The 14,865-nt window shown below is 65.5% G+C and carries 13 protein-coding genes; 1 reads left to right on the forward strand and 12 read right to left on the reverse strand.

Translation table 11 applies throughout. From position 1 onward, the window contains the following. Nucleotides 1-31 precede the first annotated feature (31 nt). From AC07OD_RS07115 to AC07OD_RS07170, 12 genes are all read right to left on the reverse strand, one after another. Nucleotides 32-232: a hypothetical protein gene (locus tag AC07OD_RS07115; RefSeq protein ID WP_218294771.1), complete on the reverse strand. Its 201-nt coding sequence runs from the start codon at nt 230-232 to the stop codon at nt 32-34. Then, nucleotides 232-2,085 (reverse strand): acyl-CoA dehydrogenase, encoded by a 1,854-nt coding sequence (locus AC07OD_RS07120; protein WP_218294770.1) that lies wholly within the window; start codon nt 2,083-2,085, stop codon nt 232-234. The genes AC07OD_RS07115 and AC07OD_RS07120 overlap by 1 nt, the downstream gene beginning before the upstream one ends. A gap of 54 nt (nt 2,086-2,139) precedes the next feature. Then, nucleotides 2,140-2,616, reverse strand: a complete 477-nt coding sequence (locus AC07OD_RS07125; protein WP_218341104.1) for a hypothetical protein — start codon at nt 2,614-2,616, stop codon at nt 2,140-2,142. A gap of 144 nt (nt 2,617-2,760) precedes the next feature. Further along, on the reverse strand, nt 2,761-3,264 hold the full coding sequence (locus tag AC07OD_RS07130; RefSeq protein WP_492253345.1) for a PaaI family thioesterase: 504 nt from the start codon (nt 3,262-3,264) through the stop codon (nt 2,761-2,763). Nucleotides 3,265-3,267: 3 nt separating this feature from the next. Continuing rightward, nucleotides 3,268-4,443: an acetyl-CoA C-acyltransferase gene (locus AC07OD_RS07135; protein WP_218294768.1), complete on the reverse strand. Its 1,176-nt coding sequence runs from the start codon at nt 4,441-4,443 to the stop codon at nt 3,268-3,270. Between the two features lie 77 nt (nt 4,444-4,520). Further along, entirely contained in the window at nt 4,521-6,620 is a 2,100-nt protein-coding gene (locus AC07OD_RS07140) for a 3-hydroxyacyl-CoA dehydrogenase NAD-binding domain-containing protein (RefSeq protein WP_492245372.1), read from the reverse strand. 309 nt (nt 6,621-6,929) lie between these two features. Continuing rightward, the gene (locus tag AC07OD_RS07145; protein WP_218294766.1) at nt 6,930-7,625 is read right to left on the reverse strand and encodes an ABC transporter ATP-binding protein; all 696 of its coding nucleotides are present in this window, start codon (nt 7,623-7,625) and stop codon (nt 6,930-6,932) included. Nucleotides 7,626-7,628: 3 nt separating this feature from the next. Then, nucleotides 7,629-8,420, reverse strand: coding sequence for an ABC transporter ATP-binding protein (locus tag AC07OD_RS07150; protein ID WP_218294765.1), 792 nt, complete (start codon nt 8,418-8,420; stop codon nt 7,629-7,631). A gap of 2 nt (nt 8,421-8,422) precedes the next feature. Next, on the reverse strand, nt 8,423-9,754 hold the full coding sequence (locus AC07OD_RS07155; RefSeq protein ID WP_218294764.1) for a branched-chain amino acid ABC transporter permease: 1,332 nt from the start codon (nt 9,752-9,754) through the stop codon (nt 8,423-8,425). Nucleotides 9,755-9,758: 4 nt separating this feature from the next. After that, the gene (locus tag AC07OD_RS07160; RefSeq protein WP_218294763.1) at nt 9,759-10,712 is read right to left on the reverse strand and encodes a branched-chain amino acid ABC transporter permease; all 954 of its coding nucleotides are present in this window, start codon (nt 10,710-10,712) and stop codon (nt 9,759-9,761) included. A gap of 68 nt (nt 10,713-10,780) precedes the next feature. Next, nucleotides 10,781-12,013, reverse strand: coding sequence for a branched-chain amino acid ABC transporter substrate-binding protein (locus tag AC07OD_RS07165; RefSeq protein ID WP_218294762.1), 1,233 nt, complete (start codon nt 12,011-12,013; stop codon nt 10,781-10,783). Between the two features lie 276 nt (nt 12,014-12,289). After that, nucleotides 12,290-13,933 (reverse strand): 3-(methylthio)propionyl-CoA ligase, encoded by a 1,644-nt coding sequence (locus AC07OD_RS07170; protein ID WP_369642638.1) that lies wholly within the window; start codon nt 13,931-13,933, stop codon nt 12,290-12,292. Nucleotides 13,934-14,149: 216 nt separating this feature from the next. Here AC07OD_RS07170 and AC07OD_RS07175 point away from each other — a divergent pair, with 216 nt between their 5' ends. Continuing rightward, entirely contained in the window at nt 14,150-14,836 is a 687-nt protein-coding gene (locus AC07OD_RS07175; RefSeq protein WP_218341101.1) for a Crp/Fnr family transcriptional regulator, read from the forward strand. Nucleotides 14,837-14,865: the final 29 nt, after the last annotated feature.

Below are 14,865 nucleotides of genomic sequence, written 5' to 3' on the forward strand. Positions count from 1 at the left end.
CATTGTGTCGCCACCGCGTCGGCCGGCGGGGTCAGCCCGCCTTCAGGCGCGCGCGCACCGCGATCAGCGCCACGCCCACCACGGCCACCAGGGCGCCGCCCACCACCAGGCTCCAGCCCAGCGCACCATCGGTGCGCCCCGTGGCGATGCCCAGCACCAGCGTGAGCAGGCCGCCGTAGATGAGTGTCCAGATGAGCTTGTGCAGGCGTTGCAGCGTTCGGGGTGCCACCATCAGAATGCCTCTTCGGGAAAGGCGGCGCAGGTCGCATCGCGCGCGCTCACCACCTGCAGCCAGGCACCGATCTTGGGCAGCTCGTAGTGGAAGAAAAAGCGCATCGCGCCCATGCGGCCCACGCTGGCCGGCCGGGCCAACTGTGCATCGGCGGCCAGCGTGACCAGCGCCACGTCCAGCCACACCCAGGCCAGCACCATGTGGCCAAAGGCCTGCATGTAGGGCACGGCATTGGCCAGCGCGTCGGCGGGCTGGCCCGTGGCCCATGCGGCCTTGGTGGCGGCGCCCACCTGCTGCAGCGCCGCGCCCAGCGCGTTGGCATGCGCGGCCAGCGCGGGCACCTGGATCGCGCGTTCGATGGTGGCATTGATACGCCCGGCCAGCAGTTGCAGGCCACGCCCGCCCTCCATCAGCACCTTGCGGCCCAGCAGGTCCATGGCCTGGATGCCGTGCGTGCCCTCGTGGATCATGTTCAGGCGGTTGTCGCGCCAGTACTGCTCCACCGGGAAATCGCGCGTATAGCCATAGCCGCCGTGGATCTGGATGGCCAGGCTGTTGGCCTCCAGGCACCACTCGCTGGGCCAGCTCTTGGCGATGGGAGTCAGCACCTCCAGCAGCAGGCGCGCCTCGTCGGCGGCGGCCGAATCGCCCGTGGCCTGCTCGTCCACCAGGCGCGCGCAGAACAGGTTGAGCGCCAGTGCGCCCTCGCCGTAGGACTTTTGCGCCAGCAGCATGCGCTTGACGTCGGCGTGCTCGATGATGCGCACCTGCGGCTGAGCCACGTCCTTCACCACGGCAGCGGCGCCATCCTTGGGTCCCTGCACCGGACGGCCCTGGGGGCGGTTCTTCGCGTAGTCGAGGCTCGCGTAGTAGCCCGCCAGGCCCAGCATGGTCGCGGCCATGCCGATGCCGATGCGCGCCTCGTTCATCATGTGGAACATGCAGTGCAGGCCCTTGCCGGGCTGGCCTACCAGGTAGCCCACGGCGCCGGCCTCGCCATCGACCGGGTACTTGCCCTCGCCGAAGTTGAGCAGCGTGTTGGTCGTGCCGCGCCAGCCGAGCTTGTGGTTCAGGCCCGCCAGCGCCACGTCGTTGCGCACGCCGGTGAGCTTGCCGTCGGTGTCCACCAGTTTCTTGGGCACGATGAAGAGCGAAATGCCCTTGGTGCCGGGCACGAGCTTGCCGTCGGGCCCGGGGATCTTGGCCAGCACCAGATGGATGATGTTCTCGGTGAGCTCGTGCTCGCCGGCCGAGATCCACATCTTGTTGCCCTTCAAGCGGTAGCGCGGGCCCAGCGGGTCGCTCTCGAAGCCCTCGCCATCGGGCACGGCGCGCGTGGCCACGTCGCTGAGCGACGAACCCGCCTGCGGCTCCGACAGGCACATGGTGCCCGAGAAGCGGCCCGAGAATTCGTTGAGCGCGAACACGGTTTTCTGCGCCTCGGTGCCATGCACCATCAACAGGTTGGCATTGCCCACCGTGAGCAGGCCCGAGCCCATGCTGATCGACGCCACGGCGAAGAAGCTGTTGGCCGCGGCCTCCACCGTGTAGGGCAGCTGCATGCCGCCAATGTCGTAGTCCTGCGCGGCACTGAGCATGCCCGAGGCCGCGTAGGCCTTCTGCGCATCGTGCGTGCACTGGGGCAGCGTGACCTTCTCGCCGTCGAAATGAGGCTCCTCGATGTCCACCGTGCGGTTGAAGGGCGCGTACTTCTCGCGCGCGATGCGCTCGCAGGTGTCGAGCACCGCGTCGAAGGTGTCGCGCGAATGGTCGGAAAAACGCGTGCGGGCCGTGAGGGCCTTGGCATCAAGCCAGTCGTACAGCAGGAAGTCGAGGGTGGAACGCAGGGTCATAAGGTCTCCTTGTCACTGCGTGCAATGCCCGGTCCGGCCCCTGCGTTCAGGGGCTCAGCGTGCGGGCAGCACAATATTCTTGAAACACCAGTAGTCCATGTCCGAATCGGGCCTGGGCTGGCAACTGGCCTCGCCCAGCTGCAGGCGCGATGCACCCGCGGGGAGCGGCGGGAAGGTGATCTTGAGGATCTTGGTGCGGCCGGGCTTCACCACGTCCATCTTCACATTGCAGAACGTCAGGCCGCTGATCGCCTGCTGCTGCAGCACGGCGCCGCTGCCCAGGTCCTTGAGCGTGAACGCATCGGCCGAGCCGGTGGGCTGCGCGCAGGCCTCAAACGCCTCGTCGGTGGTGTTTTTCACCAGCAGCGTCACACGCGTCTGCCGCGCGTCGAGCACGATGTCCTGCAGCACCACGTCAGGATCGGACTCCAGCGGCAGCTGGAGCTTGAAGCTCTGGGCGTGGGCGCCACATGCCACGGCCAGGGCCGACAGGGCGACAAGAAGGGGGGCGGAAGGAAGCAGGCAACGCATGGAAGGTACCGGGTTGGGGTGGAGGACGGAGGCCAGGGCCACCAGCACACCGGTGGCCGCGGGGATTCTGCCCGTGCAGCCGGCACCGGACCTCCACGTCACGCCCCGACAAAGAAACAATTTGTAGTCCGCCCCTTCATCCCGTCAGTCTTCGCCCGCCGCGGCCCCTTCGCCCGGCACGCCCTGCCCCGCCGCAGCGGGCAATGCCGCAATCGTGCCCTGCGCCACGGCGCAGAGCTTTTCCTGCCCGCCCCGGACCGCAAACACCTCGCAGCGGCATACAGCCTGGCTCTTGCCATGGTGCACCGCCTCGGCACGGGCCAGCAGGCGTTCGCCCACCGCGGGCCGCAGGTAGTTGATCTTGAACTCGGACGTGACCACCGGCACCTGCATGGCCGTTCCGCCGGCATAGGTGAGCGCGTTGTCCGCGAGATAGCTCACCACCCCGCCGTGCGCAAAACCATGCTGCTGGAGCAGCTGCGGCGTGAGCGCCAGGGACAGCTCGCACCGGCCCGGCGCCAGCGCCGCCAGCTCCGCCCCCAGCAGCACGCTGAAGGGCTGGTTGGCCAGCACCTGCCGGCCCAGCGCCAGGAAGGCCTCGGGCGAGGCCATCCCGGACCGCATGTCGGTGGGGCGGTCCGAGGCCATGCCTCAGAACACCTCGAACACGCCTGCGGCACCCATGCCGCCGCCAATGCACATCGTCACGCACACGCGCTTGGCGGCGCGGCGCTTGCCTTCGATGAGCGCATGGCCCGTGAGGCGCTGGCCCGACACGCCGTAGGGATGGCCCACGGCAATGGCCCCCCCGTTCACGTTCAGGCGGTCCGCCGGAATGCCCAGCTTGTCGCGGCAATAGATCACCTGCACCGCGAAGGCTTCGTTGAGCTCCCACAGGTCGATGTCGTTGACCGTGAGACCCAGCTTCTTGAGCACCTTGGGCACGGCGAAGACCGGGCCGATGCCCATCTCGTCGGGTTCGCAGCCCGCCACCGCGAAGCCCAGGAAGCGGCCCAGGGGTTTCAGACCCTTCTTGCTGGCGTACTCCTCGCTGGTCACCACGCAGGCGCCCGCGCCGTCGGAAAACTGGCTGGCATTGCCGGCCGAGATCAGGCCGCCGGGCAGCGCCGAGCGCAGGCCCTGGATCGCCTCGACAGTGGTGCCTTCACGCGTGCCTTCGTCCTTGCTCACCGTGACCTGCCTGGTGATCAGGCCCAGTGTCTTGTCGGCCACGCCGGCAGTGACGGTGATGGGGGCGATCTCGGCGTCGAAGAGGCCGGCGGCCTGCGCCGCGCAGGCCTTTTGCTGGCTGGCGGCACCGTATTCGTCCATGGCTTCACGGCCGATGTTGTAGCGCTTGGCCACCTGCTCGGCGGTCTGCAGCATGCTCCAGTAGATCTCGGGCTTCTGCTTGGCCAGGGCCAGGTCCTGGATCATGTGCAGGTTCATCTCCTGCTGCACGCAGGAGATGCTCTCCACGCCGCCGGCCACGAACACGTCGGCTTCGCCCGCGATGATGCGCTGGGCGGCCAGGGCGATGGTCTGCAGCCCGGAGGAGCAGAAACGGTTCACCGTCACGCCCGAGCTCGTGATGGGCAGGCCGGCCTTGAGCGCGATCTGGCGGGCGATGTTGCTGCCGGTGGCGCCTTCGGGCGTGGCGCAGCCCATGATGACGTCATCGACATCGGCGCCGTCGATGCCGGCGCGCGCCACGGCGTGCTGCACGGCATGGCCGCCCAGCGTGGCGCCGTGGGTCATGTTGAAGGAACCCTTCCAGCTCTTGGCGAGCGGGGTGCGGGCGGTGGAAACAATCACTGCGGAGGTCATGGGGAAATCCTTTCAGGGGGTGGAACGCACCCGTGGCGGCCTGCGGCCTGCGCACGCGGTGCGGCTTCGCATCGATGTCAGTTGAACGCCTTGCCTTCTGCGGCGAGTTTGGCCAGCAGCGGGGCGGGCTTCCAGAACGCCGCATCGTCGTTGGGGTTCTTGGCAAAGCGGTCCATGGCCTGCACCACGTTGAACAGGCCCACTTCGCTGGCGTAGTGCATGGGGCCGCCACGGTGGATGGGGAAGCCGTAGCCCGTGAGGTACACCATGTCGATGTCGCCCGACTTGCTGGCAATGCCGTCTTCCAGGATGTGCGCGCCTTCGTTGACCAGGGCGAACACCAGGCGCTGCACGATCTCTTCGTCCGAAATCTTGCGCGGCGTGATGCCCAGTTCCTTGCGGTGGTCTTCGATCATCTTGTTGACCAGGTCGCTCGGGATCGCATCGCGCTTGCCGGCCTGGTAGTCGTACCAGCCCGCGCCTGTCTTCTGGCCAAAGCGGCCCAGCTCGCAGAGTTTGTCAGCCGTGCGGCTGTACTTCATGTCGGCGCGCTCCACGGCGCGGCGCTTGCGGATGGCCCAGCCGATGTCGTTGCCGGCCAGGTCGCCCATGCGGAACGGACCCATGGCAAAGCCGAACTTCTCGACCGCCTTGTCCACCTGCTGCGGAGTGCAGCCTTCGTCCAGCAGAAATCCTGCCTGGCGGCTGTACTGCTCGATCATGCGGTTGCCGATGAAACCATCGCACACGCCCGAGACCACGGAAGTCTTCTTGATCTTCTTGCCGATGGCCATCACGGTGGCCAGCACATCCTTGGCGGTTTGCTTGCCGCGCACCACTTCCAGCAGCTTCATCACGTTGGCGGGGCTGAAGAAGTGCATGCCCACCACGTCCTGCGGGCGCTGGGTGAAGGCGGCGATCTTGTCCACGTCGAGCGTGGAGGTGTTGGAGGCCAGGATGGCACCGGGCTTGGCCACGGCGTCGAGCTGCTTGAACACGGCTTCCTTCACGCCCATCTCTTCGAACACGGCCTCGATGATGAGGTCGCAGTCCTTCAAGTCGTCGTAGCTCAGCGTGGTGCTCAGCAGGGCCATGCGCTGCTCGTACTTGTCCTGCTTGAGCTTGCCCTTCTTGACCTGGGCTTCGTAGTTCTTCTTGATAGTGGCCACGCCACGGTCCAGGGCTTCCTGCTTCATCTCCAGGATCTTGACGGGGACGCCCGCGTTCAGGAAATTCATGGAGATGCCGCCGCCCATGGTGCCCGCGCCGATCACGCCCACCAGCTTGATGTCGCGCTTGGGGGTGTCGGACGGCACGTCGGGAATCTTGCTGGCCGCACGCTCGGCCATGAACAGGTGGCGCAGCGCGCGCGACTCGGCCGTCCACATCAGGTTGATGAAGATCTCGCGCTCGACCAGCATGCCTTCGGCAAACTTCTTCTTCGTGGCGGCTTCGACCGCGTCCACGCACTTGGCGGGCGCCGGGAAGTTCTTGGCCATGCCCTTGACCATGTTGCGCGCGAACTGGAAGTACGCGTCGCCTTCGGGATGCTTGCAGGGGAAATTGCGCACCAGGGGCAGCGGACGGGCGTCAGCCACGCTCTGGGCGAAGGCCAGGGCTTCCTGCGCCAGGGACTCGGCGGACGCGGCCATCTTGTCGAACAGCTTCTGGCCTGGCACGCCACCAATCATTTCGCTCTTGACGGGCTCGCCGCTCACGATCATGTTGAGCGCCGCCTCCACGCCGATCACGCGCGGCAGGCGCTGCGTGCCACCCGCGCCGGGGATCAGGCCCAGCTTGACTTCCGGCAGCGCGATGGCGCAGCCAGGCGCGGCAATGCGGTAGTGGCAACCCAGAGCCAGCTCCAGGCCACCGCCCATGGCGACCGTGTGCATGGCGGCGACGACGGGCTTGGCCGAGTTCTCGATGGCGGCGATCACCGACAGCAGGTTGGGCTCCTGCAGCGACTTGTCGGTGCCGAACTCCTTGATGTCGGCCCCCCCGGAGAAGGCCCCGCCAGCGCCGGTGATGACGATGGAAGTGACCGCTGCATCGGCATTGGCACGGCCGAGGCCGTCCACGATGCCCTGGCGGGTCGCCAGACCGAGTCCGTTGACGGGGGGATTGGCCATGGTGATCACGGCAACGGAGCCGTGGACTTTGTATTCAGCGGTCATGGTGCTGTTGTTCCTTGGAGAGTGAAAAAGAACGATCGTGCGTTTTTATTGTAGAGACTTCGCGCGGCGCTGGCGTGTCAATTTGTCCCGGTGGGGACATGGCTCCTGGCCGCCAACCCGTCTCTTCGGGCAAAAAAAGAGGCGCCAGGTCAGTCCAGGCGCCTCTCTCGGCCAATCACAGGCTGTAGCAGGGCTCATGGCCTTTGAATCGGACGCGGCCAAGGCCAGCGCTCCCGCGCAAGGGCCGCCCCGCCGCGCTGGGAGCGTCCCCTCCGTGGGGGGATGGCGCGAAGCGACTCAGGGGGGCCTTCATACCTCCAGCCATTCCTTGCGGATGTAGTTGTCGGCCCGCAGGCTGTCCGGCGTGCCCTGGAAGACGATGGAGCCATGCCCCATCACCAGCGCGCGGTCCGAGATCTTCATGGCGATGGTCAGCTTCTGCTCGATCAGCAGCACCGAGATGCCGCGCGCCTTGATGGTCTGCAGGTACTGGCCCACCAGCTCGACGATCTTGGGCGCCAGGCCCTCGGTCGGCTCGTCGATGATGATCAGGTCCGGGTCGCCCATGAGCGTGCGGCACAGCGTGAGCATCTGCTGCTCGCCGCCGGACATCACCCCCGCCTCGGTGTGCTGGCGCTCCTTGAGGCGCGGGAACATCTCGTACATGTCGTCGAACGACCAGCGGCTGCCCTTGCCGTTGCCCTTCTGGCCGAGCAGCAGGTTCTGGTGCACGGTGAGGTTGGGGAACACGTCCCGGCTCTCGGGCACGTAGCCCAGGCCCAGGTGGGCGATCTCATAGGCCTTCTTGCCATTGAGGTCCTGGCCCTTGAACTGCAGCGTGCCCTCCCAGTCCACCAGTCCCATGATGGCCTTGGCGGTGGTGGAGCGGCCCGAGCCGTTGCGCCCGAGCAGCGCCACGATCTCGCCGGGCTGCACGTCGAAGCTCACGCCATGCAGCACATGGCTCTTGCCGTAGTAGGCGTGGAGATTGTCTATTTTCAGCATAAGTCAGTGTCCCGCGCCCTGCTCGTCGGCCACGGCCGATCCCAGGTAGGCCTCCTGCACGCGCGCATTCGCGCGCACCTTCTCGGGTGTATCGAAAGCGATCACCTCGCCATACACCACCACGGCGATTTTGTCGGCCAGGCCGAAGACCACGCCCATGTCGTGCTCCACCGTGAGCAGGGTGCGGCCCTCGGTCACCTCCTTGATCAGGTGGATGAAGCGCGTGGTCTCGCTCTTGCTCATGCCGGCCGTGGGTTCGTCCAGCAGGATCACGTTGGCGCCGCCCGCGATGGTGATGCCGATCTCGAGAGCGCGCTGCTCGGCATACGTGAGGTTCATGGCCAGCGTGTCGCGTTTCTTGTCGAGCTTGATCATCTCCATGAGCTGCTTGGCGCGCTCGTTGGCGTCGTGCAGGTTCGACAGGAAACGCAGGAAGGTGTAGCGGTAGCCCATGCTCCACAGCACGCCGCAGCGCAGGTTCTCGAACACCGAGAGCTTGGGAAAGATGTTCGTGATCTGGAAGCTGCGCGACAGCCCCTTGCGGTTGATCTCGTACGGTGCCAGGCCGTTGATGCGCTGGCCGTTGAGGATCACGTCCCCACTGGTGGGTGCGAAGCGCCCGCTGATGAGGTTGAACAGCGTGGACTTGCCCGCGCCGTTGGGGCCGATGATGGCCACGCGTTCGCCCGGAGCGACCGCCAGGTTCGCGCCACGGATGATTTCCGTCTTGCCAAAGCTCTTGCGCAGGTCGCGCAGTTCGAGCGCATAGGTATTGGTTGCGTTGTCAGCCGCCATGTTTACAGCGCCTCCCCACGCTTGATTTCATGTTCGATCTCTTCCTGGATCGTGCTCCACTGGCGCACGAACTGGCGACGGCAGAGTTCAAAGAGTCCAAAGCCCGTGACCATCACGAAAATGGCGCCGAACCAGCTCGTGAAGCCCTTGGCATTGAGTGTCGCGCCCAGGAACGTCAGCTCAGGCCCCAGCGCTGCGTTGAGCTGCAGGTGGTAGGTCATCTCGATCATGCAGGCCGCACCCATCACGCCCACCAGCGCCGTGCCGGCCAGGGCCAGGTAGGAGCTCCAGAGCGGGCGCAGCTTGCCGTACTTGGCCAGCCGCAGGTTCATCATGATCAGGCTGGCGATGCCGCCGGGCGCATACATCACCATGAACAGGAACACGAGGCCCAGGTACAGCAGCCAGGCCTTGGACAGCTCGGACAGCAGCACCGACGCCAGCACCAGCAGCACCGCGCCGATGATGGGCCCGAAGAAGAAGGTGGCACCGCCCAGGAACGTGAACAGCAGGTAGCCGCCGGAGCGGATCACGCTCAGGCTGTCGGCGCCCGTGATGATCTCGAAGTTGATGGTGGCCAGCCCCCCGCCAATGCCCGCGAAGAAGCCCGCGATGATGAACGCGAAGTAGCGCACGCGCTGCGTGTTGTAGCCGATGAACTCCACGCGCTCGGGGTTGTCGCGCACGGCGTTCAGGATGCGGCCCAGCGGCGTGCCGGTGAACGCGAACATGGCGGCGGTGCAGACGAAGCAATAGGCTGCGATCAGGTAGTACACCTGCATGCCCGAGCCGAAGTTCAGGCCGAAGAAGGCCTTGCCATACACGCGGTCGGTGGTAATGCCGCCCTCCCCGCCAAAGAACTCAGGGAACATCAGCGCCATGGAGGCGACCAGTTCGCCAATGCCCAGCGTGATCATGGCGAAGGTGGTGCCCGACTTCTTGGTCGTCACGAAGCCGAGCAGGATGGCGAAGAACGCTCCGGCCAGGCCGCCGACCAGCGGGATGAACACCAGGGGAATGTTGACCGAGCCCTTGGTCGCCATGTTCATCGCGTGGATGGCGATGAACGAACCCAGCCCGGTGTACACCGCGTGGCCGAAACTCAGCATCCCCCCCTGCCCCAGCAGGATGTTGTAGGACAGGCAGATGATGATCAGGTAGCCGATCTGCGAGAGCATGGTCAGTGCCAGGCTGCTGCGAAACAGCATGGGCGCGACGATGAGCATGACCGCGAACAGGGTCCAGATCATGAACCGGCCCACGTTCCACGGCTTGAACCGGTAGTAGGAGGTGGCGCTGGAAACAGCGGGGGTGGTTGTCGTAGTGGAATTCATGGCATCAGTCCTCCCGCGTGCCCAGAAGGCCCTTGGGGCGGAAGATCAGGATCAGCACGAGGAACAGATAGGGCAGGATGGGCGCCACCTGGGAAATCGTGAGCTTGAGCAAGGGATAGCCGAAGGTCTGGTCGGTCACCGCCACGCCCACGGCCTGGAAGACATGGATCAGCGAATAGTCGAGCGCCACGGCGAAGGTCTGCACCAGGCCGATGAGCAGCGACGCGAGGAAGGCCCCCGCCAGCGAGCCCATGCCGCCGACCACCACCACCACGAAGATGATGGAGCCCACCGATGCCGCCATCGCGGGCTCGGTCACGTAGGTGTTGCCGCCGATCACGCCGGCCAGGCCGGCCAGCGCGGCGCCGCCGCCGAACACCAGCATGAAGACGCGCGGCACGTTGTGGCCCAGCGCTTCCACCATCTCGGGGTACTTGAGTGCCGCCTGGATCACCAGGCCGATGCGTGTGCGCGTGAGCAGCAGCCACACGGATACCAGCATCAGCAACGCCACCAGCATCACGAAAGAGCGCGACTTGGGAAACTGCGTGCCATACAGGGAGAACAGGGGTCCCTGCAGTTGCTCCGGAAGGCCATAGGGCACGGTGGAGCGTCCCCACACCAGTTGCACCACTTCAAGAATCAGGTACGAAAGGCCGAAGGTGACCAGCAGTTCGGGCACGTGCCCGAATTTGTGCACCCGGCGCAGGCAGTAGCGCTCGAAGGCGGCGCCCAGCGCGAACACGACGAGCGGGGCCAGCACCAGCGCCGGCCAGAAGCCCACCACCCCGGAGATGGTGAACGCGAAATAAGCCCCCAGCATGTAGAAGCTGGTGTGCGCAAAGTTGAGCACCCCCATCATGCTGAAGATCAGCGTGAGGCCCGAGCTCAGCATGAACAACAGGAGCCCGTAGCTCACGCCGTTCAGCAGGGAAATCACGAAAAACTCAGGATTCATTGGAATTTTTCATTGCAAGGTAAAAAAAAGGCCCGAGTAGGTCGGGCCTCGAAGCGATGGAACCGGATTTACGGACGCTTCATCTGGCACGACGTGGGCGTGCTGGCCACATAGGGCTCGTAGTACTTCACAGGGACGAAGGTGTAGCCGGTGTTCTCCGAGTCGATCGGGAACTTGGCGCCCGCCTTTTCCCACTTGGAGATGAACAGGCCCTGCTGCAGCTGGTGGTCGGTCTTGCGCATCTCGACCTCGCCGTTGAAGCTCTTGAACTTCATGCCTTCGAACACGGCGGCCACCTTGACCGGGTCGGTGGACTTGGCCTTGGCGAAGCCTTCGGACAGCATGGTGAACGCGTGGTACACGGCACCGGTGTACATGTCGTCGTTGAACTTCTTCTTGTAGTCCACCACGATCTTGTTGAGCTCGCCCGGCAAGTTCATGTGCGCATAGGCCACCATGTACACGCGGCCCGCCGCGGCGGCGCCCATGGCCGTGGGGCTGCCGGTGACGGAACCGTAGTAGGTGTAGAAGTTGACGTTGTTCAGGCCCGCGTCGTTGGCCGCCTTGATCAGCAGCGCCAGGTCGGAACCCCAGTTGCCGGTGATCACGCTGTCGGCACCCGACTGCTTGATCTTGGCGATGTAGGGCGAGAAGTCGCGCACCTGGGCCAGGGGGTGCAGGTCGTCGCCGACGAACTGCACGTCGGGGCGCTTGCGCTGCATCATTTCCTTGGCGAACTTCGCCACCTGGTGGCCGTGCGAGTAGTTCTGGTTGATCAGGTAGACCTTCTTGACTTCAGGCAAGTCCTTCATGTAGGTCGTCAGCGCTTCCATCTTCATGGAGGTGTCTGCATCGAGACGGAAGTGCCAGTAGCTGCACTTGCTGTTCGTCAGGTCGGGGTCCACGGCCGCGTAGTTCAGGAACAGCACTTCCTTGCCGGGATTGCGCGCGTTGTGCTTTTCCAGTGCGTCCATGATGGCAAGGGCCGGACCGGAGCCGTTGCCCTGCACCACGTAGCGTGCGCCCTGGTCCATGGCCGAACGCAGGGCGCTCGTGGTCTCCTGGGGGCTGAGCTTGTTGTCGATGCCGATGATCTCGAATTTGACGCCCGCCGGGTTCTTCTTGTTGAACTCTTCAGCGATGAACTGGAAGCTCTTGAGCTGGTTCGTTCCCACTGCCGCCATCAGGCCGGAGAGCGGGTCGAGCCAGGCGATCTTCACCGTCTCGCCCTTTTGAGCGAATGCCCCGCCAGCGCTTGCCAACAGTACCGAGGCTGCTACAGCCTTAATAGCAAATTTCATGGTCTTGTCTCCTTGTAAATCAACACAACGCAGCGTACCGCGTTGCAACAAAGCGATGCTCAGGGATTGCCCCTACCAGCGTCGCACACGTGACTGGAATCGGTGTCACCCCCTGTGGCGCTGCGCGCCTTCACCCTCTCTCGCTGCGCGGGAGGGGGACGCACCCGGTGGCCCGGCAAAGCCGGTTCCACGGGTGCACTGGCCTGGTCTGGTCTGCGCCAGATTCGACGGCCACGACGACGGCGATGCATTGAGGCCACCGCCGTCATGCTTTCTTCAAAGGCCCGGAAGCTTGTAGTCCTTCAATTGCTCGCGCAATTTGGTCTTGAGCATCTTGCCGGTGGCGCCCAGTGGAATGGCCTCGACGAACACCACGTCGTCGGGGATCTGCCACTTGGCGGTCTTGCCTTCGTAGAAGGCCAGCAGCTCCTCGCGCGTGACCTCGGTGCCGGGGCGCTTGACCACGGCCACGATGGGGCGCTCATCCCACTTGGGATGCGGCATGCCCACGCAGGCCGCCATCGCAATCGCGGGGTGCGCCATGGCGATGTTCTCGATGTCGATGGAGCTGATCCATTCGCCGCCGGACTTGATCACGTCCTTGCTGCGGTCGGTGATCTGCATGAAGCCGTCGGCATCGATGGTGGCCACGTCGCCGGTGGGAAACCATCCCCGGCCCTGGGCATCCTGGATGAGCGGATGGCCGCCCTCGCCCTTGAAGTAGCTGTCCACGATCCACGGCCCCTTGACCAGCAGGTCGCCGTAGGTCTTGCCGTCCCAGGGCAGCTCGCTGCCGTCGCTGCCCACGATCTTCATGTCCACACCGTAGATCGCGCGGCCCTGCTTCTGCAGGATCTTCATCTGGTCGTCCTTGGACATGGCCAGGTGCTTGTTCTTGAGCGTGCACAGCGTGCCCAGCGGGCTCATCTCGGTCATGCCCCAGGCGTGCAGGACTTCCACGCCGAAGTCTTCCTTGAACGCATGGATCATCGCGGGCGGGCAGGCCGAGCCGCCGATGACGGTGCGCCGGAGCGTGGAGAACTTCAGGCCGGCCGGCTTCATGTGGCCCAGCATCATCTGCCACACGGTGGGTACGCCGGCCGCGTAGGTGACCTTCTCGGATTCGATGAGTTCGTAGATCGACTTGCCGTCCATGGCCGGGCCGGGGAACACCAGCTTGCAGCCCGTGAGCGCGGCCGAGTACGGAATGCCCCAGGCGTTGACGTGGAACATGGGCACCACGGGCAGCACCGAGTCGCGGGCCGACAGGCACATCACGTCCGGCAGCGCGGCGGCATAGGCGTGCAGCGTGGTCGAGCGGTGGCTGTAGAGCGCGGCCTTGGGGTTGCCCGTGGTGCCGCTGGTGTAGCACATGCTCGATGCCGAGTTCTCGTCGAACGCGGGCCAGGCGTAGTCCGGCGACTGCGCGCCGATCCAGGCTTCGTAGCTCGTGAGGCCGGGGATGCCGGAATCCGCGGGCAGCTTGTCCGCATCGCAAAGGGCCACCCATTTCTTCACCGTGGGGCACCGGGCATGCACGGCCTGCACCAGGGGCAGGAACGTCACGTCAAAGCACAGCACCTGGTCTTCGGCATGGTTCATGATCCAGGCGATCTGGTCGGGGTGCAGGCGCGGGTTCACGGTGTGCAGCACCCTGCCGGAGCCGCTCACGCCGAAATACATCTCCATGTGGCGGTAGCCATTCCAGGCCAGGGTGGCCACGCGGTCGCTGAACGCGAGCTTGAGCTCGTCCAGCGCATTGGCCAACCGGCGTGCACGCGCGCCCAGATCGCGGTACGTGTAGCGGTGGATGTCGCCCTCGACCCGCCGCGACACGATTTCGGCATCGCCATGGTGGCGCTCTGCGAACTCGATCAACGACGAAATCAGCAACGGTTGGCTCTGCATCAGGCCCAGCATGTGTGCTCCTTGGATGTTGTGGTGAATGGAATGGTCATCGTAGCGCGGCGTGTCTCATTGCGGTGTCGCCCAGGGCAAGCGGACTGGCCGGCCGGCGCACATGCAACAGGGCCGCAGTGTGCGCGCGGCGGCCGCGCCTGCCAACACCTGTCGTCCCATTGACAAAGGCCAAGGGAATACCCTGAACGCCTGGCGTGGGCGGTGACAATCACGCCCATGCTCAGTTCCGCCCCCTCCGCCCCACGGTTCATCGCGGCCCAGCCCTGGTTTGCCAGCGTGCCCGCAGCCCTGCAGGAGCGCCTGCGCGCCGAGGTATTCGCCACGCACGGCGACAAGGGCGCAGTGATGATGCCGGCCGGCAGTGCCGTGCAAGGCTGGCACGCGGTGCTGTCCGGCCTGGTGATGCTCCAAAGCCCCGCCAGCCAGGGGCGCTCCTCGGCCTTCATCGGCGTGCCCGATGGCGAATGGTTCGGCGAAGGATCGGCCATGAAGCCCGAGCCCCGTCGGTACCACGTGGTCGCCCTGCGCCCCACCACGCTGCTGTGCCTGCCGCTGCCGCTGTTCGCAACGCTGCGCGAGAGCAGCCTGGCGTTCAACCAGTTTCTGGTGCTGCACCTGAACATGCGGCTGGGCCAGGCCATGACGATCATCGAGGCCGGACGGACCCAGTCCACCGAGCACCGCGTCGCGCTGTACCTGAGCCGCCTGTTCTGGCGCAGCACGCGGCGGCTGAACCTCACGCAGGACGAGCTGGGCCAGCTGGTGGGCCTGTCGCGCCAGACGGTGAACAAGGTGCTGCGCGCGCTGGAAGGCATGGGCATCGTGTCGCTGGACTTCGGACGTGTGGCCATCGTGGACGACGAGGCGCTGAACGCGTACCTCGCCGCCACCGCGGCGCGCTGACACCCTGCAGATCGCACTGGCACCCTCAC

It is taken from the genome of Acidovorax sp. GW821-FHT10E03 (assembly GCF_059415205.1).